A 25,640-nucleotide genomic window follows, 5' to 3' on the forward strand; every position below is an offset into this window, starting at 1 on the left:
TGCTGCATGTTCTCTCCTTTTGCTCCTTGCCCAGACAGTTTAGGCTGTTGGCATGCATTACCCCGAGCTCCACCAACACTTTGCGGAAACACTCCCAGGCATGGTCGGCACGGTGGCGCCCACGCACTTCCCCAACGCCCAGGTGAGCTACCTCAACGAGTCAGTCGCGTCCGAGCTCGACCTCGACACGGAGTGGCTCCGAAGCGATGAGGGCATCGCCTGGATGACAGGTGCGACGGGCGGCGTTGCAACCGCCTACGCAGGCCACCAATTCGGCGCGTTCGTGCCCCTGCTTGGCGACGGCCGCGCAACCCTCCTCGGCGACCGCAACGGGTACGAGATCCAGCTCAAGGGAAGCGGGCGCACCCCTTTCTCCCGCCCGGGCTCCGACGGGAAGGGCCCACTGACCGCAATGCTGCGCGAGTACCTGGTCTCGGAGCATATGCACGCGATCGGTGTTCCAACCACACGCGCACTGGCCGTTATCAGTACCGGGGAGACGATCATGCGCAACAGTGGCCCCGTTCCAGCGGGCATTGTGGTCCGCGTCGCGCGCTCCCACCTACGCGTTGGCTCGGTGCAGTACGCAGCAACTCAGTCCCATGAACTCTTGGAAGCCGTCGTGCACGCCGCGGGTTTCGATGCTGCGGAAAGGCTGCTGGAAGGGGTCGTCGACAAGCAACTTGAACTGGTAGCGCAGTGGATGCGCTACGGGTTCGTGCACGGCGTCATGAACACGGACAACACCGCGCTCAGCGGCGAAACCATCGACTACGGACCCTGCGCCTTCACCCAAGGGTTTGACCCGCACTCATGCTTCTCATCCATTGATCGGCATGGACGCTACTGCTTCGGAGCCCAGCCAAACGTGATCGCATGGAATCTAGTGCGACTCGCGGAGGGGCTCTTGCCACTGATGTCGGAATCGCGGGCCAACGAGATCCTTACCACTATCCCTGAGCGCTGGGAGGGCGCAGTCGGGCGCTGGTTCGGGCCGGAAGGCCTCGATGCAGTAGTAGGTGTCGACGACCTCGCTGACTACAACCGTAAACCCGGTGTGAACGGACGCCCAGGTCCGTTGTATGTGCCAAAAAACTTCGCGCTACAAGACGCACTCGACGCGGTCGAGCACGTTGGCGACTACAGTCCGTTCACCGCTTTGCTCCAGGCAGTCACCCACCCATACGACCCGGACGCCGGGGAGCCGTGGATGCTCGAGAAGGAACCTGACGGCGCATTCACGACGTTTTGCGGAACGTAAAAGCCACACGGCGCCGGTACAACCGGAAGCTGTGTGGCCAATACTTTCAAGCGGCTACTACGCCTGCAGACCAAGCGTCTTTTGCGTCCACTCCCACTGCTTCTCGTACGCTGCCTTATCCTCGCGCAGCGATACACCATAGGTCGGGAACATCTCACGCAACTTGTCGCCCCAAGAGACCATGCGCTCGCCGAAGCAACGCTCCAGCAGCTCAATCATCGCTGCCGGGGTAATCGACGCACCCGGCGATGCACCCAGGATGCCTGCGATCGTGCCATCCTGGTCGTTGACCAGTGCGGTACCGAACTCGAGCGAACCAAACTTCGGTGCACGTGCCGGCTTAATCACTTGGACACGCTGGCCTGCGACAGCCACATCCCAGTCGGCAGGGTTTACCTCCGGGTAGTACTGACGCAGCACGTCGATCTTGCCGTCAAAATCGCGGAAAACTTCCTCCACCAGGTACTTCACCAAGCCGATGTTTGACGCAGCGACACCAAGGTAGGACGGAATGTTATCCGGACGAATCGACTTAAACAGGTCCAAGTATGAGCCCTTCTTCAAGAACTTCGGGCTCCAACCACCGTACGGGCCAAACAGTAGTGACTGCTCACCGTCAACAACGCGGAGGTCAAGGTGAGGAACGGACATTGGGGGCGCGCCCACCTTTGCCTTGCCGTACACCTTCGCTTGGTGCTGCGCAACCAGCTCCTGGTTGTTGGTACGCAGCCACATGCCGGAAATCGGGAACCCGGCGTAACCATGCACCTCCGGCACGCCTGCCTTACGCAACAAGTCGAGCGCGTAGCCACCCGCACCCACGAACACGAAACGCGCACGCGCGACATGCTTGTCGCCTGTGTGGACATTGCGGACGGTGACATTCCATAGCTTGCCCTCGCGCTTAAGATTCACTACTTCGTGCCCATAGTGGATCTGGGTACCAGCCTTCTCGGAGGCGTCGAAGAACTGACGGGTTAGCGCCCCATAGTTAATGTCAGTGCCAGCATCCATCCATGAAATCGCGACTGGCTCAGCACCAAAGTCGCGGCCCTTCGCCATCAGAGGAAGCTTCTCAGCAAACTTGTCTTCATCCGCCGAGAACTGCATACCCGGGAACATGTGGTTCGCAGACAAGGCCTCGTAACGGCGACGCAGGTAGTCTATCTGGTCCTGCCCCTGCGCGAACGAAACGTGCGGGACTGGGTGAATGAACTCGCTCGGATCCCCAAGCTTGCCGTTCTCAATTTGATGGGACCAGAACTGGCGTGCAGTCTGGAACTTCTCATTAATCGCGAGCGCCTTCGTGATCTCAATCTTGCCGTTCTTTTCAGGCGTGTAGTTCAACTCACACAGCGCAGAGTGCCCGGTACCCGCATTGTTCAGCGGGTACGAGGACTCTTGCGCTGGCCCTTCAAGACGCTCATACACTGCTTGAGTCCACTCCGGCTCAAGCTCCCGGATCATTGCTCCCAGCGTGGCACTCATAATTCCGGCGCCGATATGCAGTACGTCGACCTCATCAACGTACTGGATGTTGCCCGTCTCAGACATTAGTAATATTCCCTCTTCGATCCATATCGTTGTACGAGTGCAACGCACACCTCAAGCAGGTGCGTAACCTCTCTAACCATACGCTTGTTGGCTGAACAGTTTCCACCTTACGTTACCCCTTATGCCCACATTTTGTGTTTGCTTCATACTTGCAGCCACCCCACCTCCTACACCCACCCCCACCCCCCCTAGACCAAATGGTAAACATGGCTCCTTGCGCAGCCCAAGCAAGTTCCTAGCCAGTCCGTTACCATTGCTACATGGCCAAAATTAGGAGCAACCACTGGCAACCAGACATATTGGGGGACGGATTCGAACAACTTACGCTCCCCCTCGGGGAAGACCCTGATACCCACCAGCCGGTCGTAGCGACACTCGTACGAATGACCTCGCCACCGCCGCCCAAACCGGGACAACCAGCCTTGCTCTGGATTCATGGCATGTCCGATTACTTTTTCCAGGATCATGTCGCCGAACACTTCCACGAACAGGGTTATCCATTTTATGCACTCGACCTTCGTCGCTGCGGGCGCTCACGGCAGCGAGGTGAGCGCTGGCACTACACCCGGGACATGTCCCACTATTTCCCGGAAATCACAAAGGCGGTGCAGTACGTAGCCCAGGAACACGGCCAGGTGGTACTCCTCGCACACTCTACGGGTGGTCTTATCGCGCCTCTCTGGGCCGATGAGATGCGCCGTAACAACCCCGAAGTCCACGATCCAATAGCGGGCATCATTCTGAACAGCCCCTGGCTTGACCTGCAGTTTCCGAAAGCGCTGACGACGGCATTCAAACCAGTCATTAATGTTTTGGGGCGAGTGGTCCCACTGCTCCCGCTCCCCGGCGGAAGTCTTACGGCCTACGGTAAATCTCTCCACTACGAGGATCATGGTTCATGGTCCTTCAACAAGCAGTGGAAGCCGATCTCTGGGCATCGGAAATATTTCGGCTGGATGCGCGCTGTAATCCAGGCGCAGGCAAAGATTCACTCGGGAACGGTCAACGCGGGTGTTCCAACGCTGGTCCTGCATTCCTCGCATTCTTTTTTGAAAAACGAATACACCCCGGCGGCCGATACCGCGGACACCATCTTGGACGTCGACCAGATCAGCTACTGGGCACCCCACGTTGCGGACGACACCACCACCGTCGCCATCGATGGCGCCCGCCACGACGTGTTCCTCTCTGAGCCGTACTCACGCACAGCCGCCTATCGCGCCTCCATCCAGTGGCTGCAGACCCTCACAACACCTAAGGAGTAACCAATGAGCATTCACGTAGACGAACACTTTGACCTCATTATTATTGGCACCGGTTCCGGTAACTCGATCCTTACGCCAGAGTTCGACGATAAGAAGGTAGCCATCGTCGAGGAAGGTACTTTCGGCGGCACGTGTCTGAACGTCGGCTGCATTCCTACAAAGATGTACGTCCTCGCCGCCGACGCCGCCTACCAGGCCCGCACTTCCAAGAAGCTCGGTGTTGACCTCGAATATCGAGGCGTCGATTGGCCCTCCATCGTCGATCGTGTCTTCACCGAGCGCATCGACAAGATCGCTGAGGGCGGCGAAGCCTACCGCCGCGGCGACGAGTGCCCCAACGTCACCGTTTTCGACCAGCACGCGCGGTTCGTCGCCCCAAAGACTATCTCCACTGGCATCGGCAACAAAGCGCGCACGATCTCCGCGGATCAGATCGTGATCGCGGCGGGCTCCCGCCCATTCATCCCCGAGTGGGCAAAGAACGTGCCCTTCCACACCAACGAAGACATCATGCGCCTTCCGGAGCTCCCCAAGTCCCTGACGATCGTTGGCGGCGGTTTCATCGCGATGGAGTTCGCCCACGTCTTCGATGCCCTAGGCACCAAAGTCACTGTGGTGAACCGCTCACCATTCCTCCGCACCTTAGATAAGGACATCACGCAGCGCTTCAATGAGCTCGCCCAAGAGCGTTTCGACGTCCACTTCGGCAACGTCCGCGACGCTCAACACAACGACGACGGTGTAACCCTCACGCTCGACGACGGCACCACCATCACCAGCGAGCACCTCCTGATTGGCATGGGCCGTATCCCGAACGGCGACCAGATGTCGCTCGAGGCATCGGGCATCGATATGGAAGATGACGGTCGCGTGGCCGTCGATAGTTACGGGCGCACCTCCTGCCCTGGCGTGTGGGCTCTCGGTGACGTGTCCTCCCCGTATCAGCTCAAGCATGTGGCCAACGCGGAGATGCGCGCGGTGCGCCACAACCTACTGGCGGCGATGAATGGCGCCCCAGTATCCGAGTACCGCGTCATGCCGCACGAGCATGTCCCCTTCGCCGTTTTCACCGAGCCACAGATCACCACAGTTGGCCTCACGGAAAAAGAGGCGCAAGACGCAGGCTACGACGTCACCGTGAAGCAACAGAACTACGGCGACGTTGCCTACGGCTGGGCACTCGAGGACACCTCGGGCATTGTAAAGCTTGTCGCCGACAAGAAAACTGGGAGACTCCTGGGTGCCCATCTTATTGGTCCACAAGCCTCCACGCTCATCCAGCAGCTGATCACCATCATGGCGTTCGACATGGACCTTCGAGAGGTTGTGCGCAAGCAATACTGGATCCACCCCGCCCTGCCAGAGGTCATCGAAAACGCGATTCTTGGTCTTGACCTTGCATTTATCGGCGAGTAAAACTTGCCGCCACCCCAAAACGGGGTGACTCTAGGCTTAGGCAAGGCACCCCTAATAGCTACAGGCATTTTCCCAGGTGACTTCACCACGTGTAACGCACGTGACACGCGCGACGATTCCCCTGTTGGTGCAGCAGGCCATACGTGGGCTTACTGACAGTTCTCTCACGGATTTTTTGGGATAACTTGTGCAATCTTGCCCGCGTTGGTCTAAAGTAGGTCACCGACACCGGGCAGAGTCCACATGGGGCTTGCTATCGGTCCTAGGGCCTTCACAGGTTCTGGATTTCTCCGAACTTCCACCCGGACGTCTTGTAAGTATCTATCAGAGAAGGATTTCGTTTCATGCGTAATTTCCGTAAGGCAGCCCTCGCAGGCGCTACCGCTGTCGCTGTAGCATTCGGCTCCGCAACCGTCGCTATTGCTGAAGAGAGCACACCAGCTCCGACCACCACCCACGCCCCGAAGGTGATTGAAGATTCCAAGGGTCTGGGCGGCTCCTCCACCAAGATCGGCCACAGCCTTGAAGCCTGGGAGAAAAAGGACGGCAAGGTCCAGGCAAACCCTGCTGACGGTCGCAAGATCTTCGGCTCCTCCAAGGACCTTGAAGGTCAGCCAAAATGGGCAAAGTTCGGCTACTTCATCACCGTGTTCACCTCCGTTGCTGCAGCAGTCGGCCTGATCGTTGGCCCTGCTTACAACTTCGTTGTTCACGGTCTGCCAGCAGCCAAGTAAGTAATCGCGGATTTCCGCACCTGAATCAATAAATTTCGAAAGAAGGAAACTCAATGCGTAACTTCCGCACCGCAGCTGTTGCTTCCGCAACCGCACTGACTGTCGCTCTTGGCGGCATTGCCACCGCTTCCGCAGCAGAGAAGACCGATACTCCTGCAAAGCCAGAGACCGTCCCAACCGCCACCGAGACGCCTAAGCCTAAGGCTGACCGCCAGGTAATCTTCACGGGCAAGCAGGAAGGCGACAAGGAAGCCGGCAAGGTCATCTCCGAGGGCACCAAGGGCCTGTTCTCCGGCAAGGGTTCTTCCCACTACTACGATGACACCGACAAGCCTTTCTACGTCACCGATGCGTTCGGTAAAGAGACTGACGCTGCGGCTGTCCCTCAGTGGGCACGCGCTTGGATCGACGGCACTGTCATCGCTTCTATCGGCGCACTGGTTGGCCTGATCATCGCTGGCTTCAACTTCGCTTCCTACAACGGCCTGATCAAGCTCTAAGATCTGCCTCTTAGGAAACGCCACTGCCCTGTCGCAACACGCGACAGGGCAGTTTTCTTTTGGGTAAAAAGAATCGCTGTTGGTGCCTTACAACGACACCAACAGCGAATCAGCTATATCTGAGAGTTGGTTACACTCCCAACATCAGCTGCCCCTCCGCAACATCCTTGTCCGGAATGGTGAGGATCTCGTTGCCGTCCTCCGTAATCACCAAGGTGTGCTCAAACTGAGCTGTGAACTTGCCGTCGCGGTTCTGCACAGTCCAGCCGTTATCCCAAATATCGTACGGCAGTGCGCCGAGATTGATCATCGGTTCGATCGTCAGCGTCATGCCTGGCTCCAAGATGTCCCGGTATGCATCCGAGTCGTAGTGGAGCACCACGAGTCCGTTGTGGAACGTAGGACCAACACCATGACCAGTGAAGTCGGTCACCACGTTGTAGCCGAAGCGCTTCGCATAGGACTCGATAACCCTGCCGATCACGTTGATCTCACGGCCGGGCTTCGCCACCTTGATGCCCCGCATCATCGCCTCATACGTGCGCTGGACCAGATCCTTATGCTCCTGAGTGACATCGCCAGCGAGGAACGTCGCATTTGTATCACCGTGGACGCCGTTCTTATACGCGGTGACGTCAATGTTGACGATGTCGCCGTCCTCAATCACAGTGCTATCCGGGATGCCGTGGCACACAATCTCGTTCAAAGACACGCAGCAGGACTTCGGGAAGCCACGGTAGCCGAGCGTGGACGGGTACGCTCCGTGGTCAAGCATGTACTCGTGGGCCACGCGGTCGATCTCATCCGTCGTCACGCCAGGCTTCACTGCTGCGCCCGCAACCGCCAGTGCATTCGCTGCGATCTTCGAGCTCTCGCGCATCTTCTCGATCGTCTCGGCGTCCTGCACGTACGGCTCGCCGATGTTTTCCTGTACGTCGCCCTTCCAGGCGTACTCGGGACGCTCAATGTCCTTCGGAACCTTCCGGATTGGGGTGGACGCTTCTTGCTTTAGTTTTCCTCGTTTGCTCATGCGCCCCATAGTAGTACCTGCCTACTGAGGTCGAACTAACCCCCGCGCGACTGGTCGAGATTCACCAGCATCGAATTCGTCAACGCGACTGCAGCCTCCGAGCCGCCGCCAAGCACGACCAAGGCAGCGAATGCTATGTCATCGTCGACACGGTAGCCGGTGAACCAAGAATGTGAGCCCTGGTTGATTTCGGCTTCACCGGTCTTGCCGCGAATATCACCACCGGCGGTCATCCCCGCCGCGGTACCCCCCGGAGCGGTCACCGCCGCCATCATTTCCTGCAGCTGGTGCCATGCCTCATCCGGCATACGAGGCGCCGACTCGCTCAGCTCAGTTTCTGCTCCCTTAATCAGGTATGGAGTCGGCATTGAGCCATTCGCGGCAGACGCAGCCACGAGCGCCATCCCGAACGGGCTCGCAAGGTCATGGCCCTGTCCGTATCCAGCCTCTGTTCGGTCGAGTGGCTCCTCGCCTACCGGGATGGAGCCGGTGATCGTCTCCAGGCCAGGGATCTTCATATCGAGTCCAAGCCCGAACTGCTTGCCGATATTCGAAGCTCACCCGGGGCGAGCTTCGTCGAAATGTCGGCGAATGTCGTGTTGCACGAGTGCGCAAATGCCGACTGTAGTGAGACGTTGCCGAGAGAGAATCCGGCGTAGTTCGTCACGGTCCTGCCATAGAGGTTCATGGTACCCGGGCAGGGCACGGTACTACCCGGAGTAAGGGCCTGGCGCTCGAGGCCTGCCGCGGCGGTAATGATCTTAAACGTCGATCCCGGTGGGTACTGGCCCATCGTGGCAAGATTGCCTTCACGGTCAGCGTCACGAGTCTGTGCAACGGCAAGCACCGCACCATCCGACGGGCGGATAGCAACAATCATTGCCTGCCGCCCCGCGTAGGGCTCCAACGCTCGTTCAGCTGCCAATTGCACGCTGTGGTCAAGGCTTACCTCAATAGCTGGAGCGGGTGCAGGTGCGTGTCGCTCAACGTCTTCCAACACGGCGCCGTGCTCGTTGACCACGCTCACGCTCCAGCCGTCGTCACCGATAAGGTCCTCGCGAACCAACTCACCAACGCGGGCAAGCATATCCGGCGCAAAATCAGGTTCGATGTTGACCATGGCCGCTTCTTCGTTGATGCGCACTCCAGGCACGGAGCTAAACGCCGCCTTAGCGGCGTCACCGAACTCCGCAGGCACCATCGCAACCGAATACGTTCCCTGAGCCTGGGCGAGGTTCTGTTCGAGCTCGTCGGCCGGAATGTCTGCCACGGCAGAAGATTTGCCACGGGCATCTTGGAGGAAGGACGAAATACGGCGTGCGGTGTCCGGAATGTCACGCACGGCATGCTTCTCAACCAGAATGCGGAATGCAGTACCAGGCCGCAGCAGCTCTACCCCATCGGAGGAGACAACGCTCGCCTTGGATGCGGCCACAGGGCGCAGTTCCAGATGTTGCTGCGCACCAAGACGTGGGTGCAAAATGCTGGGCTGCCAACGAACGGTCCACTTCTCGCCGATCTGGGTCAGCGTCATGTGCGAGTCATACTCGACCGTACGTTCTTTCGGCAGGCCCCACCTCAAGTGGTACGAGACGGTAGCTAGGTTGTCACTTTGATTGACGTCGTTGATCGTCGCCTCCAGCGCCTCAGCTTGGAGCCCTTCGACCGTTTCTAGGAATGATGCGTTGGCGTCGGAGGGGACGTCGACAAGATCTTGAAAATTAGACCCGTCAAGACTCACGAGGGCGTCAAGAAACTCACGAGCGACGGGCTCAACATCATTCGGGCGCGGTGTGCAGGCAGTGGCCAGCGCGCCCGTAAAAACTACGCTCAGGAGCAAAGCGAGGAGACGTTGCATGGACCTAAAATACCAAGGTCACTGAGCAAACGTCGCCTGCGCCACTCCCCGCGAGCAGACTATCTAGCGCGTAACCTTTACTTCTGCGCGTGCGCCCTCGACCTCTTCGAGCCCCTCTTCCTCAGCAATTCGCTGCGCATGGGCAATGAGCGTCTCGACGATCTTCGACTCAGGAACGGTCTCAACAACTTCACCCTTGACGAAGATCTGCCCCTTGCCGTTACCGGAAGCCACGCCCAGGTCGGCGTCGCGGGCCTCGCCAGGACCATTGACGACGCAACCCATAACAGCGACGCGCAGCGGGTACTCCATGCCCTCGAGGCCTGCAGTCACTTCCTCAGCGAGCTTGTACACATCCACCTGTGCGCGGCCACAGGACGGGCAGGAGACAATCTCAAGCTTTCGCGGGCGCAGGTTCAGCGACTGCAAAATCTGGTCGCCGACCTTGATCTCCTCCACCGGGTCCGCAGAGAGCGAAACGCGAATCGTGTCGCCGATGCCCTGCGAGAGCAGCGCACCAAATGCGACGGAGGATTTAATAGTGCCCATGAATTTCGGGCCGGCCTCAGTCACGCCGAGGTGCAGCGGGTAGTCGGTCTTCTCGGCGAGCTGACGGTATGCCTCCACCATGAGCACTGGGTCAGAGTGCTTCACGGAGATGGCGATATTGCCGTAGCCGTACTCCTCGAACAGGCCAGCCTCATAGATCGCGGATTCAACCAACGCCTCAGGGGTGGCCCGGCCATACTTCTCCAGCAGGCGCTTATCGAGCGAGCCACCATTGACACCAATGCGAATCGGGATACCAGCGTCCCCTGCAGCCTTAGCGACTTCCTTCACACGACCATCAAACTCTTTAATGTTGCCCGGGTTCACCCGCACTGCAGCACACCCGGCATCGATCGCTGCGAAGATGTACTTCGGCTGGAAATGGATGTCCGCAATCACCGGGATAGGTGACTTCGCCGCAATCGCTGGAAGAGCATCTGCGTCAACTGTCTTCGGGCAGGCAATGCGCACAATGTCACAGCCCGCGGTAGCCAGCTGCGCGATCTGCTGCAGCGTAGCATTAATGTCGTGTGTCTTCGTCGTGGTCATGGACTGGACCGTGATCGGGTGATCCGACCCAACTCCCACACCGCCAACCATCAGCTGACGAGTCTTTCGACGAGGTGCGAGCGTTGGCGCTGGGCCTTCAGGAATACCTAAACCGATGGGAAGATTCATAGTTGCTTACTCTAGCACTGCTACCCAAACAGCTTGATTGGGTTGACCACATCCGCAAGCATCACAAATACACCAATCGTCAGCAGTGCAGCGGCCATCGCGTATGTCACCGGCATCAGCTTGCGGTAGTCCGCAGGGCCACCAGGATCGAGCCCCCGCAACCTGCGAAGCGCATCCCTAATCTTCTCATACAGGACTACTGCTATATGCCCACCATCCAGGGGCGGCAAGGGAATCAAATTGAACAGCGCGAGGAAGAAGTTGAGACTCGCCAACATCATCCAGAACATCGACCACATGCTTTGTTGCGCTAACTCCCCGCCTGCGCGAGAAGCGCCGATGACACTAACTGGACCGTCAAGCTCTCGCTCAGCACCAAAAATTGAAGCCACAACACCAGGAATCTTCGACGGGAACGCGATAAGGCCATGGACAGTCGCATTCAGCATCTGGCCCGTAAACGCAGCCGTAGCTGGCACAGCCTCGAGCGGACCGAACTGGCGCATCGCGTCTTCCACTGGCGCGCTAGTGACACCGATCGCCCCCGCTTCAAAGGACGCACCGGTCGCTGGATCGATCCTGGACATGGTCGCGAGTGGAACTGCAATATCAAGCTCTTGCTCGTTACGCATCACAGTAAGCGTGACTGTTTCCCCCGGACGCTGCATCACATAATCCCTCAACGCTGGAAACGTGGTGAGCTCCTCCCCATCAACGGCGAGTAGCTTATCCCCTTCACGCAAACCTGCATCATAGCCAGGCCCATTACCGGTGCATTCTGCCAGATGAGTCTCATCAATCTGGTCGGGAGCGCACTGCAGCTCACCTACGGTTGGGGTCCGGTCAGCGTACGGGTTCGGGATTGCAGCAAATACAGCGACGAAGTACAGCACCACAACCCCGATCAGCAGGTTCATCGCGATGCCACCGCTCAGCACGGCAATGCGCTGCCACCACGGCTTGCGGTACATCGCAACGGGAGCTTCCTCCTCAGTGACAGGATCCTGCGCGGTCATCCCTGCGATATTGCAAAATCCGCCGAGAGGCAGTGCCGCAATGCCGTACTCCGTCTCCCCCTTCTTGACGGACCACACTTTCGGCCCAAAGCCCACAAAATATCTCCGCACGCGCATCCCAAACGCGCGTGCGGTAAACATGTGTCCGGCCTCATGGAGCGCGATAGAGACTGTAATACCCAGGGCAAAAAGTATGATTCCTACAACGCCCACTCGCTGCTCCTTGCCTTTCAGGCTGGTTTACAGCTGGGCGATTACTTCCTTTGCCGCCCGGCGTGCACCAGCATCCACGTGAAGAATATCTTCGATAGATGTCGGCGCAAAAGCAAACGCCCCTGCCGCGTCAAGGACATATCCAATCACGTCAACGATGTGCGGGAAACGAATCTTGCCTGCAAGGAATGCTTCCACCGCCACCTCATTCGCAGCGTTGTACACCGCTGGGTATGGGTCCCCCATCGCTGAAGCTTCCCGAGCGAGACGCACCGCGGGGAAAGCTTCGTCGTCGAGCGGCTCAAACGTCCACTCACTCGCCTGCGAAAAGTCCAGCGCTGGCTGTGCACCCGGGATACGCTCCGGCCAAGCAAGGGCGTGGGAGATCGGCAACATCATCGACGGCGGCGAAGCCTGCGCAATCGTCGCACCATCGGCAAACGTGATAGCAGAGTGCACAATCGACTGCGGGTGCACCACGACATCAATAATGTCGGGCGCAATACCAAACAGCAGCGTCGCCTCGATCAGCTCCAGTCCCTTGTTCACCATCGTGGCGGAGTTCAAGGTGTTCATAGTGCCCATCGACCACGTCGGGTGCTGCCCGGCCTGCTGCGGAGTTGCCTCCATCATCTGCTCGCGGGTCCACCCCCGGAACGGGCCTCCCGAAGCAGTAAGGACGAACCGTGAAACGTCAGCACGGCTCCCTGCGCGCAGGCACTGGGCCATCGCAGAGTGCTCAGAATCGACCGGCACGAGCTGTCCAGGCTTCACCTTCTCCATGACGAATTGACCGCCAGCAACCAGTGATTCCTTGTTCGCCAGAGCTAGCACGCCATCCTTGCGAAGCGTCGCAAGCGTCGACTCAAGACCTGCCGCACCGACAAGTGCATTCAACACGATGTCTGCGTCTTGCATCTCAACGAGAACCGCAGCGGCGTCCTCACCTGTGATAATGACATCACCTACAGCGCGAGAAACATCTTTCGCAGGGTCGAGCTGCTGCACTGCAATTTGTTCTGGGCGCAGATTGAACTCCTGTGCCTGCTGGATAACAAGCTCAGGGTTGTGCCCTGCTGCCGCGATGCCGACAACCTCAAAGTCTTCAGGGTGCTTCCGAATGATATTGAGAGCCTGTGTGCCGATAGAGCCTGTCGATCCAAGAATCAGAACCTTTTTCACAACCTCCATTGTGGCACGTCACGACAAAAATAGATACTTAGTTTCTCCTTAAAGTATTTTTGACCACCGCTCGTCGTGGTGCATACACAAGATGTGCACATACGACCGTGGGGATACTCTGTCATTCCCACCACCACACATCGCACCCACGAGCGCACCTCCCCCGCTGGCCCTCACGTACATGATGCGAAAGTTTGAACTCATTGGGGGCTACACAGTGCCATCGCGCCCTGCAATATGAAAAGATAATGCACAGTACACACAGATTTAGCATGTCCGCCCCCGGGCGCATACACAGTAATGCGAACCGATGCGGACGACTACAGCTCAAGGAGAATGGCAGTGGCTCACCCTCAGGACAAAGCTCCACAGGTATATAACGGCGTTTCTGAAGCTGACGTCCCTTCCGCCCGCTTCGGGTGGAGCGCGTTCAAGCCGCGCACGATTCAACTCGCAGGGTGGATCTCGGTGATCTTCTTGCTCGCGTACAACTTCGGTAACCACCACGGCCACGTAGAAACGATTTGGCTGCTCGCATTTGCAGTTTTGATTGCAGTTGCACTAATTTTCCACGGACTGCAGCCGAAGCTCAGCCAGGTGCGCACGGTCACCTCGCACAACAAGCCTGCTGGCCACAAGGAGCCGGACTGGATTTACGCGCAGCAGACGATGACCGGCCCATACGCCGAGCTCGATGAGCGCGAGCTGCGCGCCCTCAACATCGATCCGGCGCGTCTCAATTCACTGCGCGGTGCACAGCAGCAGAGCATTCACTAGTTTCGCGCTTTACACCGAATAGCAATAAACGGCGCCACCCCACTCACAGGTTGAGGGTGGCGCCGTTTTCGCGCACCTAAACTCGGCGCAACGTCACTCGCCTTCCGCCGCGAGCTGGCCGCAGGCCGCAGCGATCTCCTGACCCTTCGTGTCACGGACAGTGCACGTCACACCCTGCGCAATCACACGACGAACAAACTCATCCTGGCGTGCCTTCGGGGACGCGTCCCACTTCGAGCCCGGAGTTGGGTTCAGTGGAATAAGGTTGACGTGTACCAGCGGCCCTAGCGCCTGATGCAGCTTCCTGCCGAGCATGTCGGCGCGGAAATCGTGATCGTTGATGTCACGAATCAACGCGTACTCAATCGATACGCGGCGCCCTGTTGTATCCGCGTAGTAGCGGGCTGCGTCCAGCACATCCTGCACGGAGAACCTGTTGTTCATCGGCACCAGTGTGTCGCGCAGCTCGTCATCAGGGGTGTGCAAGGAAACCGCGAGCGTGCAGGAGAGGCCTTCGTCGGCAAGCATTCGAATCTGCGGCGCGAGACCAACCGTTGACACAGTGACGTTGCGTTGAGAAATCCCGAATCCCTGCGGCGCTGGACTCGTGATCTGGCGTACTGCGCTGACCACGCGCTTGTAGTTCGCCAGCGGCTCTCCCATCCCCATAAAGACGATGTTGGAAAGACGGGAGCCTTCCTCCTGCATCATGGCTGCTGCAGCTCGCACCTGATCGACGATCTCCGCAGTTGACAGGTTTCTATCGAGACCGCCCTGACCGGTCGCACAGAACGGACAAGCCATTCCGCAACCCGCCTGTGAGGAGATACACAGAGTCGCACGGTCCTTGTACCGCATCAGCACAGACTCCAGGAGAATGCCGTCATGCAGCCGCCACAACGTCTTGGTGGTGTCCCCCTCATCGGTCTCTACCCGACGTACTGGAGTCAGCAACGTCGGAAAAAGAGCCTCTTTTACCTTCTCGCGCTGTGCGGCAGGCAGATCCGTCATCGTGAGGGGATCTGCTTCAAACTTGCCGTAGTAGTGGCGCGCAATCTGGTCCGCACGGAACTTCGGCAGACCAAGGGACTTCAGGGCCTCGATGCGCTCTTCGCTCGACAAATCAGCGAAGTGCTTCGGCGGCATACCAAACTTTGGGGTCAGAAGTGGCAGTGTTGGGGTCTCAGTCATAATTGCCCCATCTTTGCACGTTAGAACGGATTCATCAATGCGGAAGCGCTGAGCAGAATGTACGTTGCGCACGCTGCTGGCAACATACCGTCTAAGCGATCCATGATTCCGCCGTGTCCAGGCAGTATCTGGGACATATCCTTGATACCGAGTTCACGCTTGAATTGGCTTTCGACGAGATCACCCATAGTGGCGCACATAACCAGTGCGGCACCCAAAAGGATCCCCATCCACCACGGGCCCTTGATCAGTAGCGTGACCACCGCGACGCCTGCAATGATCCCGAATATCATCGAGCCCGCAAATCCTTCCCAGGACTTCTTCGGGCTTACAGCCGGCGCCATCGGGTGCGCACCAAACATCACGCCTGCAGCGTACCCCCCAACGTCAGACGCCACCACGCAGCACATGAACGCGACAATAAACGCTGAACCACTGACGGAGCCTTCGTCGATAAGTGAAACCATCGCAGCGAAGCTTCCAAACAGTGGAATCCACGCCAGGACGAACACTCCCACGGCGGTGTCGCGGAGATAGTTGGTCGGCGTTTGGTGCCTGCCGTGGTCGAACAGCCGCCAAAACATCAGGAACAGCACTGTGAACGCGAAAGCGCCAACTACGCCAGCGGTTTTGTAGGCAGCGGAGGACCACACCATGATCTGACCGAGGATGATCAGCAGTGTGCGCGGCTGCTGGTAGCCCGCTTCCCGCAGACGGGTAAGCACCTCCCACATCCCACCTGCTACAGCGATGGCGACAAGCGGATACCAGGCCATAGGGCCAACCCACACAGCAGCGATCACCACAGCGCCGAGGATGACCCCGGTCGTGATGGCGGCTGGCAGGTCGCGACCCGCATCATTTTTCGGCTTGGGCGGCGCGATGCGGGGCCAGCCCGATGGTCCTGACTGATCTGTCGAGTGTTTCACGTAGCGGTGCTTTCTATTCATCGAAAGGTCTGCTTAGACCTCCATCAGCTCGGCTTCCTTGCGCTGAACTAGCTCATCGATCTGTGCCACGTAGCCCTGGGTGGTCTTGTCCAGTGCCTTTTCTGCGGTCTGCACTTCGTCCTCGCCGGCGTCGCCGTCCTTCTGGATCTTCTTCAGTGCTTCCATACCGTGACGGCGGACGTTACGGATAGCGATCTTGCCGTCCTCACCTTTCTGCTTGGCCTGCTTGACCAGGTCACGGCGACGATCTTCCGTCAGCTGTGGGATCGTGACGCGAATGACTTGCCCGTCATCGGTCGGGTTGACGCCGAGATCAGAGTTGCGGATGGCAGTCTCAATTTCCTTGAGCGTTGACATGTCGTACGGCTTGATCAGCAGCATGCGTGGCTCCGGAACAGAGATCGTCGCCATCTGGTTGATCGGGGTTGGTGCACCGTAAAAATCAGCCATGACGCCATTAAACATGGCAGGGTTAGCGCGACCAGTCCGAATCGTTACGAGGTCATCGCGGGTGAAATCGACAGAAGCGCTCATACGCTCTTCGGCATCAAGCAACACGTCATCAATCATTTTTACTCCACTTCTTCTGTACAAAGCGTTCGGGACAAATAAGTCGCACACCAATCTACCAGCGTTTCACTCCCAGCCGTGTCGTGGCTTGACGGGGAACGGCAGAATTCAAGGCAAGTTACGCCTAGACTGTCCCCATGCTTTACTCCCCCGCCAGTGCCGCGATGGTCTATACACACCCGACTCCATTGCGCACTGCTGAGGGCCGACTTTCATCGTGGCAAATCCCCATCAAAGACGGAACGGATGTCGCTGGAATGCCCACCACGCACGGCAACCCGTCACGCAGCGTCATCGCGGAAGAGCACAGCCCAATCGTCGCAGCACTGCTTGAGTCTGGGGCAGCCATCCCTGGAAAGTCACTGACAGCCGAGCTAGGGGCGACGTGCTACGCCGAAGAAGTCCACTCACCACTTTTAGAGTCCCCCATGTTCCCTGGGTGCACGCCCGGTGGTTCTTCAGCAGGCGCCGGAGTGCTCGTGGGCAGTGGGCTGTACCGTGCTGCACACGGCACGGACGCTGGAGGGTCCTTGCGAGTCCCGGCTGCAGCCTGCGGTGCCGTTGGTTACAAGCCTGGAACACGCGGGGCAGTCGCGAATGGTTTTATCACGCGCAGCGTCGCAGACCAGTTTGAGTTGTACGGACATCACCCCACCGCGGTACGCAAACTGCGCATCGGAGTACTTATCGACGGCCTCTTCGCCAACACCACTGTTTCAACGAGCCGCGGTGATGCCCTAGAGGCCGCTGCACGTGAGCTCGGGAAACACCATGATGTAGTGTCTCTTCGCCCCTATGCGGATGCACAATCAACGTTTGAGCACTTCAGACACCGCATCACGAGCAGCTTCCGCAACGTAGAGCCACTCGACAATCACTACCTCGCATGGATGCACGCACAAGGTTGCGCAGTAACTCCAGAAGAACTATTTTCAGCGAATGACCACTTCGCGCACCTACTTAGACACGTACAGCACGAGTGGGACGTGGATATCGTGCTCACCCCCACGATTGCGTTTGATCCCCCACCAATTGGCTACTTCTCTTCCCTCGCCCCGGATGAGAGCTTTTACCAACAAACAGTGTGGACGCCCTGGTGCACGCTGTTCAATGTGATGGGCAGCCCCGCTGTCGCAGTCGGGGCGCTCCACCTTGGGTCAGTCACAGTTGGCGGACGCGCGCTACTTTCGGTAGCGCGCACCGTCGAACATTTTGGGCTGCCCGATTAATTCTTAGGAAACAAGGGTACCGATCTGCTCGCCGGATACCGCGCGGGCAATGTTGCCTTCCTTGAGCAGGTTGAACACGAGGATCGGCATGTTGTTGTCCATGCACAGCGAAAACGCGGTGGCATCGGCAACCTTGAGTTCCTTTTCGAGCACCTCGCGGGGAGAAACCTCGCTGTAGAGCTGTGCGTCTGGGTTGGTTCGAGGGTCGTCGTCGTAGACTCCGTCAACCCCCTTCGCCATCAGGAGCACCTCGCAACCAATTTCCAGGGCGCGTTGCGCGGCGGTGGTATCCGTAGAGAAGTACGGCATTCCCATGCCAGCACCGAAGATGACGACGCGCCCCTTCTCCAGGTGACGCACTGCACGAAGCGGCAAATAGGGCTCAGCGATCTGCGCCATATTGATGGAAGTCTGAACGCGGCAGTCGACGCCCTTCTGCTGCAGGAAGTCCTGGAGCGCCAGGCAGTTCATCACCGTGCCGAGCATGCCCATGTAGTCGGAGCGTGCACGGTCAAGGCCACGCTTTTGCAGCTCTGCACCGCGGAAGAAGTTGCCGCCGCCAATCACTACCGCTACTTCGGTTCCGGACTGGGCGACTTCGGCAATCTGTGCAGCAACGCTTTCGACGACGTCCGGATCGATACCAACCTTTCCACCGCCGAACATTTCACCGCCCAGCTTGAGCATGACGCGTTTGAATCCTGTGCGGGTAGACGCAAGTTCTGACACTGTGAGGACACTCCTTGAGAGTTGGCCAATTCGAGCCGTAGAGGACAATTCTGTTCTCGACCGATCTTAGCGATCTCAGTCCGGTTTGTAGCAACCGGGCATAAAGAAACCGCCGGCGGAGGGTAACCCCTCAACGCCGACGGTAAAAAGCATCAGGCTTATGCCTGGCCAACCTCGAAGCGAACGAAGTCGGTGACCTCAATGCCGCTCTCCTCCGTGAACTGCTTCACGGTCTTCTTGGAGTCAGCAAGTGACGGCTGGTCCAGAAGAACAACGTCCTTGAAGAAGCCGCCCATGCGGCCCTGGACGATCTTCTCGATAGCTGCCTCAGGCTTACCCTCGTTGCGGGTGATCTCTTCCTGAACAGCGCGCTCCTTCTCGACGACCTCGGCCGGAATGTCCTCTTCCTTGAGGTAGCGAGCCTTCATCGCAGCGATCTGCAGCGCAACCTGGTGTGCAGCCTCAGCGTTGTCGCCCTTGTAAGCAACCAAAACGCCAACAGCTGGTGGCAGGTCAGCGGAACGCTGGTGCAGATACTTCGCCAGCTGCTCACCCTCGATGGTGGCAGCGCGGCGCAGCTCCAGCTTCTCGCCAATCTTTGCGGAGAGGCGCTCAAGAACGTCGTGGGCGGTCTCGCCGTCGACATCAGCGTTTGCCAGCTCCTCCTGGCTGTTTGCCTTCGCTGCTGCAGCAGCGTCAGCAATCTTGCCAGCGATGGTCTTGAACTCGTCGTTCTTAGCAACGAAGTCCGTCTCCGAGTTGATCTCGACGATAGTGTTGCCGGAGACAGCGACGAGGCCCTCGAGAGCATTGCGCTCTGCGCGCTTGCCCACGTCCTTTGCACCCTTGATGCGGAGCAGCTCAACAGCCTTCTCGAAGTCGCCGCTGGTCTCCTCCAGCGCCTTCTTGCAGTCGAGCATGCCGGAGCCGGTGGTTTCGCGCAGCTTCTTTACGTCAGCAGCAGTGTAGTTCGCCATATTCGGGCGATCCTCCTCGTACAGTAGTGGATAAATACGTCGTAAAATTATGCTTCAAGCAAAACACCCCACGCCCAATTCGCGCCCATAATCCAGGACGTGAACAGGACGCGGGGTGTCACACTCGCTTATGCAGGATACACGTTTCGCGCGTCCTGCGAGCGGAGTTACTTAGCCTGCTGAGCTTGCTCTGCAGCGCGAACAGCGTGTGGCTGCTCGACTGGTGCAACCTCCTGTGGCGCAGCAGCTTCAGCCTCAGCGGCTGCCTTCGCAGCGTCTGCAGCGGAAACCTCAGCGGATGCGGCTGCCTGAGCAGCGGCCTCTGCAACCTCTGCCTGGTGCTTAGCGTCGGTGTCGCCTGCAGCCTCACGTGCGGAAGCCAGCTGACGCTCTTCGCGCTGCCGCTTACCAGCGATGACTGCCTCGCCGATGATGTGGGTCAGGATCTTGACCGCGCCGATGGCGTCGTCGTTACCCGGGATTGGGAAGTTGACGTCGTCCGGATCGCAGTTGGTGTCAAGAACAGCAACAACCGGGATACGCAGCTTCTCTGCCTCGTTGACCGCGATGTGCTCCTTGTTCGTGTCAACAACCCACAGAGCAGAAGGTGCCTTGGTCATGTCAGCGATGCCACCGAGGACACGCTCGAGCTTCTGGCGCTCGCGGGTCAGCATCAGAACTTCCTTCTTGCCGCGACCTGCGTAGCCGTTCTCAGCAGCGTCCATAGCCTGGAGCTCCTTCATACGGGCGATACGCTTGGAAACGGTCTGGAAGTTGGTGAGCATGCCACCGAGCCAGCGGTGCGTTACGTATGGCATACCAACGCGCTGAGCCTCTTCCTGAATAGGCTCCTGCGCCTGCTTCTTCGTACCAACAAACAGGATCGTGCCGCCGTGTGCAACGGTCTCCTTGACGAACTCGAAAGCCTCGTCAATGTAGGTCAGCGTCTGCTGCAAGTCGATGATGTAAATGCCGTTGCGGTCGGTGAAGATGAAGCGACGCATCTTCGGGTTCCAACGACGCGTCTGGTGGCCAAAGTGGACACCTGCGTCGAGGAGTTCGCGCATGGTTACAACTGCCATGGGAATTTCTCCTTTGGAGTAATCTCGTTCGGTTAATGTTCATGTACTGCAAGGGTTTTTATCCCTCGCCCTAGCACCGCACCCGCTCAACACCCTCATACTGTGGGACCAACGCTGAGCTGGCGTTATTCGGCGCGCGTAGTCAACTTCGAAAAGTTGCCTTGCCAAGCATAGTCGACTATCCCTCGATTACCTAATTTGACCTGCACAAACCCTGAGCTTTATCCACAGGCCAGTTTTTCTCCACAGGCTGCATGCCCACAGCCTTGTCCACTACCGCGGTTTCAGGGCTCAATGGCAGCATGCACATGTTCACACGCTTACTCGCGGCCATTGCTCCCCTACTTTGCACGTGGTGCTTGGCGCCTCAGGTTCTTGCGTACGTCGACCCCACCACGGGGCTGCCCTACGCGACCCGGATTACACGGCCCGCAGAGATCCCGGAGAAGAACTGGATGCCGGGGCACCGCGGGGTTGATCTTGCGCTACGCGTCGGAGCCACTGTTCTAGCAGCAGACAACGGGACAGTCGCTTTCGTAGGCAAGGTAGCAGGCACGCCCATTATCAGTATTGATCACCCAGATGGCATCCGTACGACGTACCAGCCTGTACACGCGCGTGTGCGGCAAGGCGACGAAGTAAAACTCGGCGATACGATTGGGACGCTGGCACGGCCGACGGGGCCGCAAGCACATCTCCAGGACGGGCTGCACTGGGGCGCACTCATCGCGAAAGACACTTACATCAATCCGCTTTCCCTCTTATCGACGCCCACCATTCGGTTGAAGCCAACCAGCTAGAGAATCATGCCCTGGGGTGCGCCTGGTTGTAAATCTGCGTGAGCCGCTGTGAGGAGACGTGCGTGTATATCTGCGTGGTTTGCAGGCTAGAGTGCCCGAGCATTTCTTGCACCATTCGTAGGTCGGCGCCGCCTTCAAGCATTTGCGTGGCCGCTGTGTGCCGCAACGAGTGTGGCGTGATACTCGCCTGCCCCGCTTGCAGCCCGGCGCGCTCGACGATTCGGCGAACTTGGCGTTGGTCGATGCGCTTTCCCTGGGTGCCAACGAACAGCGGTTCGGCCCCCGCGTTAGCACTATTGGTGAGGGCTGGCCGGGCGTCGTGAAGCCATGTGGTGAGTGCCTCGTGTGCGTTGTTTCCGAAGGGAACGATGCGTTGTTTGTTGCCTTTGCCAGTGACTTTTGCGGTGTTGGTATGGAAGTCGAGGTCGTCGATGTTGAGGGCGACGAGTTCGCCGACGCGGATTGCGCTGGCGTAGAGCAGTTCGAGGATGGCGGTGTCGCGGATGTCTTCTGGTGTGTCGCCGTGGGGGCGGATGAGTTCCTCGGTAGCGGGGGCGCTGAGCACGGTGGGTAGTTTGCGCTGTTCTTTCGGGGTGCGCAGGCGGGCTGCTTCGTCCTTTGCGATGTAGCCGTGTTGGTAAGCCCAGGTGGAGAAGGCGCGCGCGGATGCGGTGCGGCGCGAGATGGTGGAGCGGGCTTTGCCGGCTTGGACTGCGTCGGCGAGCCAGTGGCGTAGAGCGTCGATGGTGAATGCGTTGAGATCTGGTGTGTACGGCGCGAGTGTGGTGAGATCCGATTTGTAGCTCTTGCAGGTCGCCGCGGCGCGGTTTTTGACGTGTTGGCAGTAATCGATGAAGTCGTCCACCGCGGTGAGAAACTGGGTGGACGACTGATCGTGGCTGCTACTCATGTCCCGTATTGTATCGGTACCTTAGGGTTTGGCTGTGTCGCTTCGTCGCCACAGCTGGCCTTCCCGCTGGATCAGTCCCTTACCTTGCAGCTCAATGAGCGTGTTGATGGTGACTTGGAGGGATAGCGCGGCGGCACCTGCAATCTCCTCCGCTACAAGCCCGTCGCGATGATGCTTTGGCGTGGCATCGTAGATGCGCATCTCGGTGCGGGTCAGGAGCTGGAGGGGCGAAGCTACATTGTTGTCCGCAAGTTCTTGTTCTGCATCCAGTCCGTTCTCGAGGCGGATCGCCTCGTGGACGTAGGTCGCGTTGAGCACCATCGTGGCCTCCCCCTTATAGATGGCGAGATTGGTGCCGACAGATCCGGCGGTGGTTATCGGCCCAGGTACCGCAAGCGTCCCGCGTTGGTAGTACTGCGCCCAGCGCAACGTGCTGAGCGCCCCGGAGCGGTAGGCGGCTTCTATCACTAGCGTGGCCTGGGTGAACCCAGCGACGAGTCGGTTTCGGGTGAGGAAGCGGTGTCGCTCAGGGGCCATGCCAGGGCTGTATTCGGTGATGATCGCTCCCCCTGCCGCCACGATGCGATCAAATAGCTGTTTGTGGCGCCTCGGGTAGGTGATACCCGGCCCGCATGCGGCGAACACCACAGTTGGCAGTCCCGCCTCGAGGGCCGCATCGTGGGCTGCCGCATCAATACCGAGCGCGCCGCCGGAGACGATGGTGTATCCCCAGCGCTTCAGTCCGTGCACGATGTCACGGGTGGCTGAATGTCCATATGCGCTCAGCGCTCGTGTGCCGACGATCGCGATCGAGTTTTCCAATAGCTCCGGCAGGTTGGTATTTCCTCGAACCCAGAGGGCGTGTGGCGGAACCCCGTCTGCACGTATCGGAGCACCTTCGCCATCCCGACTCATCTTTGCACCGAGATTGAAGGAGTCATAGATCCGTTCGCGAGGCCACTCGGGCGATTCCGGTGTGATGAGTGTGTACCCATGCTCCGCTGCAGTGGCTAGGTCTTCTGCTGGCTGGTCCCAGGTGTACCTCGCATCGGTGTCGGCGGCGAGGTCACCGAGCCAGGGCGCTCGTGTGCGCACGCCTTCGGCGATTTCGTCAGCGGTATAGCCTTCGTTTCGCAGTGCCCATAGCGCCGTCGACGGCCCCTCGATGACACGGTTGAGGTAGGCCCATGATTCAAGCGCGCTCATGCCGATGCCTCCTGACGTGCTGAAAGCAAGGTCTGGTCGTCTCGAAGATCGACGGCCTCAGCGACGTGCCCGAGGTGTGGGCACTGTGCGCCAGTGAGATCCGCCAAGGTCCACGACAATTTCAGGATGCGGTCGATACCGCGCTGGCTGACCTCCCCGCGCGCAAGCATCGAGGAGAGGAACATCATCGCGGAATCTTCCGCCGGGAAGTATCGACGCAGCCACGGCCCCGGCACGCGCGCATTCGTCAACGCCCCGTTCGTGTGTTCCTCGCACGTCCGCCACCGATGTGCCGCACGGTCCCGTGCCTCTGACACACGCTGGGCGATGGCCGTGGAAGACTCTGCCCCGTTTGGGTTTAGCACGGCGTTATCCAGCGAAGTCCTGCAGACAATATCCAGCCGGTCCCGCAGCGGACCCGAAATACTTCGCGCATACCGCGCACGCTGCGCCCCGGAGCACCGACAGCGGTTCGCTGGTTTTCCACACGGGCATGGATTCATCGCGAGGATGAGCTGGAAGTCGGCTGGAAAGACGACGTCGCGGTTGCTGCGTCGCAGGCGCACCTCGCCTTTCTCCAGGGGAATGCGCAACGCATCGAGGGTAGCGGACGCGATCTCAGAGGCTTCGTCGAGAAACAGCACACCGTTATGGGCTTGACTGACCGCGCCGGGGCGAGGAATCCCGCTGCCTCCCCCGATGAGTTGCGCCTTGGAAAGCGACGGGTCCGGCGCGATGAACGGGCGGTGCGCAATCAGCTCTCCCCCGGCGATCCCGGCAGCTGCGTGAATCGCTGTGGACGTGACCATTTCTTCGACGTCCATTGCGGGGAGGATGGATGGGAGACGCTCTGCAAGCATGGACTTGCCTGAGCCGGGTGGTCCGATCATTAGCATGTGATGCGCACCGGCCGCGGCGACTTCCATAATCCTTCGCTCGGGGCCTTGCCCTGCGATGTCTGCGAAGTCCGGCTGTCGTCCTTGCTCAATGCTTGGCGCACCCACAGAAGCTACTTCAAGCACCTCTTCCCCGACCAGCCACGCCCACACCTGCGCCAGCGAGTCCGCCAGCACGATGTCTCCGCGTGACACGAGCTGTGCCTGGTGCTCGTTCGCGCGCGGAACCACAATGCGGTCAATTCCACCCTCCTGAACAAGCAGCTCCTGGGCCGCCAGCAGCATCGGAAGCACTTCCGGTACAGGCCGCAAGCTGCCATCCAGCGCCAACTCTCCTACAAAAAATGTTCGCGATAGTGCCTGTTGAGCGCGTGGATCTAGGCTCCCCATCACCGCCAACGCAATCGGCAAGTCAAACTGCGAACCAGCCTTCGGCAGGTGCGCCGGCGACAGCGACACCATCGCCTTCGTCTTCGGCCACGGCAGTGAACTATTACGGCAGGCGGTACGGATTCGCTCGCGGGATTCTTTCACGGCAGCATCGGCGAGCCCAACAATATGCATTCCTGGTAACCCTGGCCCGACGTTGGCCTCCACGCGTACGATGCGCGCCCGAATACCCTCAACCGTGGCACTCAACGTACTAGCAAGCGGCATCTTCGACCCCCATGATGAACTCAAACTCGAAGCCGTCCTCGTGATACATCGCCTCCACGACGTCGAACCGGACTTCGTAGAACCCCTCAGTGCTGCGCAACCACTCAGCAGCCGCGTTACGCATTGCCATCATCTTCTTCGCGTGCACCGCCTCAACCGAACCAAACCCCGGTAAACGACGAGTTTTCACCTCTACGAACACCACGGTGCCGTAAGAGTCCTGCATAATCAGGTCAATTTCGCCATGCCGTAATCGCACCCGCCTGCCAAGGCACGTGTAGCCCAACGCTAAATACTCCTCCAGTACGGCATCTTCCCCTAGACGGCCAAGCTGGTACTGGTCCATGCACGGTTTCTGCATAACTTCGTTCCCTTCTTCACATCCTTGTTCGTTTGCACACACCTCCAGG

Annotated in this window: 23 protein-coding genes and 1 pseudogene; 8 read left to right on the forward strand and 16 right to left on the reverse strand. The window is 59.0% G+C overall.

The genetic code is table 11. From position 1 onward, the window contains the following. Positions 1-52: 52 nt before the first annotated feature. Positions 53-1,261 (forward strand): protein adenylyltransferase SelO family protein, encoded by a 1,209-nt coding sequence (locus tag R0V12_RS01805; RefSeq protein ID WP_320072705.1) that lies wholly within the window; start codon positions 53-55, stop codon positions 1,259-1,261. A gap of 57 nt (positions 1,262-1,318) precedes the next feature. On the opposite strand, the gene mqo is transcribed toward R0V12_RS01805, so the two are convergent. Then, positions 1,319-2,815, reverse strand: coding sequence for a malate dehydrogenase (quinone) (mqo, locus tag R0V12_RS01810; RefSeq protein WP_320072706.1), 1,497 nt, complete (start codon positions 2,813-2,815; stop codon positions 1,319-1,321). A gap of 440 nt (positions 2,816-3,255) precedes the next feature. On the opposite strand from mqo, the gene R0V12_RS01815 reads away from it, so the two are divergent. From R0V12_RS01815 to R0V12_RS01830, 4 genes are all read left to right on the forward strand, one after another. Beyond that, on the forward strand, positions 3,256-4,080 hold the full coding sequence (locus R0V12_RS01815) for an alpha/beta hydrolase (RefSeq protein ID WP_413774861.1): 825 nt from the start codon (positions 3,256-3,258) through the stop codon (positions 4,078-4,080). A 3-nt stretch (positions 4,081-4,083) separates the two neighbouring features. Then, positions 4,084-5,496, forward strand: a complete 1,413-nt coding sequence (mtr, locus tag R0V12_RS01820; RefSeq protein WP_320072708.1) for a mycothione reductase — start codon at positions 4,084-4,086, stop codon at positions 5,494-5,496. A gap of 344 nt (positions 5,497-5,840) precedes the next feature. Continuing rightward, complete coding sequence (locus R0V12_RS01825; RefSeq protein WP_320072709.1) at positions 5,841-6,230, forward strand: hypothetical protein; 390 nt, start codon at positions 5,841-5,843, stop codon at positions 6,228-6,230. A gap of 53 nt (positions 6,231-6,283) precedes the next feature. Then, positions 6,284-6,730: a hypothetical protein gene (locus tag R0V12_RS01830; protein ID WP_256005112.1), complete on the forward strand. Its 447-nt coding sequence runs from the start codon at positions 6,284-6,286 to the stop codon at positions 6,728-6,730. A gap of 130 nt (positions 6,731-6,860) precedes the next feature. On the opposite strand, the gene map is transcribed toward R0V12_RS01830, so the two are convergent. The 5 genes and pseudogenes from map to dxr form a co-directional block, all read right to left on the reverse strand. After that, positions 6,861-7,760 carry a type I methionyl aminopeptidase gene (gene map, locus R0V12_RS01835; RefSeq protein WP_256059544.1) on the reverse strand — a complete coding sequence of 300 codons (900 nt, stop codon included), beginning with the start codon at positions 7,758-7,760 and terminating at the stop codon, positions 6,861-6,863. Positions 7,761-7,795: 35 nt separating this feature from the next. Beyond that, positions 7,796-9,618, reverse strand: a pseudogene (locus tag R0V12_RS01840) (penicillin-binding transpeptidase domain-containing protein). 63 nt (positions 9,619-9,681) lie between these two features. Next, a complete protein-coding gene (gene ispG / locus R0V12_RS01845) occupies positions 9,682-10,845 on the reverse strand; it encodes a flavodoxin-dependent (E)-4-hydroxy-3-methylbut-2-enyl-diphosphate synthase (RefSeq protein ID WP_320072710.1) in 1,164 nt (387 codons plus the stop codon). Positions 10,846-10,865: 20 nt separating this feature from the next. Then, on the reverse strand, positions 10,866-12,074 hold the full coding sequence (locus R0V12_RS01850; RefSeq protein WP_320072711.1) for a M50 family metallopeptidase: 1,209 nt from the start codon (positions 12,072-12,074) through the stop codon (positions 10,866-10,868). 27 nt (positions 12,075-12,101) lie between these two features. Continuing rightward, a complete protein-coding gene (gene dxr / locus R0V12_RS01855) occupies positions 12,102-13,265 on the reverse strand; it encodes a 1-deoxy-D-xylulose-5-phosphate reductoisomerase (protein ID WP_320072712.1) in 1,164 nt (387 codons plus the stop codon). Positions 13,266-13,592: 327 nt separating this feature from the next. Here dxr and R0V12_RS01860 point away from each other — a divergent pair, with 327 nt between their 5' ends. Then, complete coding sequence (locus R0V12_RS01860; protein WP_070362286.1) at positions 13,593-14,033, forward strand: DUF2631 domain-containing protein; 441 nt, start codon at positions 13,593-13,595, stop codon at positions 14,031-14,033. A 93-nt stretch (positions 14,034-14,126) separates the two neighbouring features. Here the strand turns inward: R0V12_RS01860 and rlmN are convergent, their stop codons facing one another. The 3 genes from rlmN to frr are packed head-to-tail and all read right to left on the reverse strand — an operon-like array spanning position 14,127 to position 16,744. Beyond that, positions 14,127-15,224 (reverse strand): dual-specificity RNA methyltransferase RlmN, encoded by a 1,098-nt coding sequence (gene rlmN / locus R0V12_RS01865; protein ID WP_070478868.1) that lies wholly within the window; start codon positions 15,222-15,224, stop codon positions 14,127-14,129. 20 nt (positions 15,225-15,244) lie between these two features. Continuing rightward, the gene (locus tag R0V12_RS01870) at positions 15,245-16,174 is read right to left on the reverse strand and encodes a phosphatidate cytidylyltransferase (RefSeq protein ID WP_083433144.1); all 930 of its coding nucleotides are present in this window, start codon (positions 16,172-16,174) and stop codon (positions 15,245-15,247) included. 12 nt (positions 16,175-16,186) lie between these two features. Continuing rightward, complete coding sequence (gene frr / locus R0V12_RS01875; protein ID WP_070362284.1) at positions 16,187-16,744, reverse strand: ribosome recycling factor; 558 nt, start codon at positions 16,742-16,744, stop codon at positions 16,187-16,189. Positions 16,745-16,881: 137 nt separating this feature from the next. Here frr and R0V12_RS01880 point away from each other — a divergent pair, with 137 nt between their 5' ends. Continuing rightward, positions 16,882-17,973 carry an amidase family protein gene (locus R0V12_RS01880; protein WP_252930797.1) on the forward strand — a complete coding sequence of 364 codons (1,092 nt, stop codon included), beginning with the start codon at positions 16,882-16,884 and terminating at the stop codon, positions 17,971-17,973. 3 nt (positions 17,974-17,976) lie between these two features. On the opposite strand, the gene pyrH is transcribed toward R0V12_RS01880, so the two are convergent. The 3 genes from pyrH to rpsB form a co-directional block, all read right to left on the reverse strand. Then, positions 17,977-18,660 carry a UMP kinase gene (pyrH, locus tag R0V12_RS01885; protein ID WP_070362283.1) on the reverse strand — a complete coding sequence of 228 codons (684 nt, stop codon included), beginning with the start codon at positions 18,658-18,660 and terminating at the stop codon, positions 17,977-17,979. Positions 18,661-18,860: 200 nt separating this feature from the next. Then, complete coding sequence (gene tsf, locus R0V12_RS01890) at positions 18,861-19,679, reverse strand: translation elongation factor Ts (RefSeq protein ID WP_070976661.1); 819 nt, start codon at positions 19,677-19,679, stop codon at positions 18,861-18,863. A 167-nt stretch (positions 19,680-19,846) separates the two neighbouring features. Continuing rightward, positions 19,847-20,761, reverse strand: coding sequence for a 30S ribosomal protein S2 (rpsB, locus tag R0V12_RS01895; RefSeq protein WP_256059549.1), 915 nt, complete (start codon positions 20,759-20,761; stop codon positions 19,847-19,849). A 308-nt stretch (positions 20,762-21,069) separates the two neighbouring features. Between rpsB and R0V12_RS01900 the strand changes: the two genes are divergently transcribed. Continuing rightward, complete coding sequence (locus R0V12_RS01900; protein WP_256059550.1) at positions 21,070-21,561, forward strand: M23 family metallopeptidase; 492 nt, start codon at positions 21,070-21,072, stop codon at positions 21,559-21,561. A 4-nt stretch (positions 21,562-21,565) separates the two neighbouring features. Here R0V12_RS01900 and R0V12_RS01905 read toward each other — a convergent pair whose 3' ends face one another. The 4 genes from R0V12_RS01905 to R0V12_RS01920 are packed head-to-tail and all read right to left on the reverse strand — an operon-like array spanning position 21,566 to position 25,591. Continuing rightward, positions 21,566-22,471, reverse strand: a complete 906-nt coding sequence (locus R0V12_RS01905) for a tyrosine recombinase XerC (RefSeq protein ID WP_256059551.1) — start codon at positions 22,469-22,471, stop codon at positions 21,566-21,568. A gap of 21 nt (positions 22,472-22,492) precedes the next feature. Then, on the reverse strand, positions 22,493-23,677 hold the full coding sequence (locus R0V12_RS01910) for a DNA-processing protein DprA (protein WP_320072713.1): 1,185 nt from the start codon (positions 23,675-23,677) through the stop codon (positions 22,493-22,495). After that, the gene (locus R0V12_RS01915; protein ID WP_320072714.1) at positions 23,674-25,230 is read right to left on the reverse strand and encodes a YifB family Mg chelatase-like AAA ATPase; all 1,557 of its coding nucleotides are present in this window, start codon (positions 25,228-25,230) and stop codon (positions 23,674-23,676) included. The genes R0V12_RS01910 and R0V12_RS01915 overlap by 4 nt, the downstream gene beginning before the upstream one ends. Then, positions 25,217-25,591, reverse strand: a complete 375-nt coding sequence (locus tag R0V12_RS01920) for a YraN family protein (protein WP_083329535.1) — start codon at positions 25,589-25,591, stop codon at positions 25,217-25,219. Before R0V12_RS01920 ends, R0V12_RS01915 begins: the two co-directional genes overlap by 14 nt. Positions 25,592-25,640: the final 49 nt, after the last annotated feature.

It is taken from the genome of Corynebacterium sp. UMB2355A (genome assembly GCF_033877495.1).
Taxonomy (GTDB): domain Bacteria; phylum Actinomycetota; class Actinomycetes; order Mycobacteriales; family Mycobacteriaceae; genus Corynebacterium; species Corynebacterium pseudogenitalium.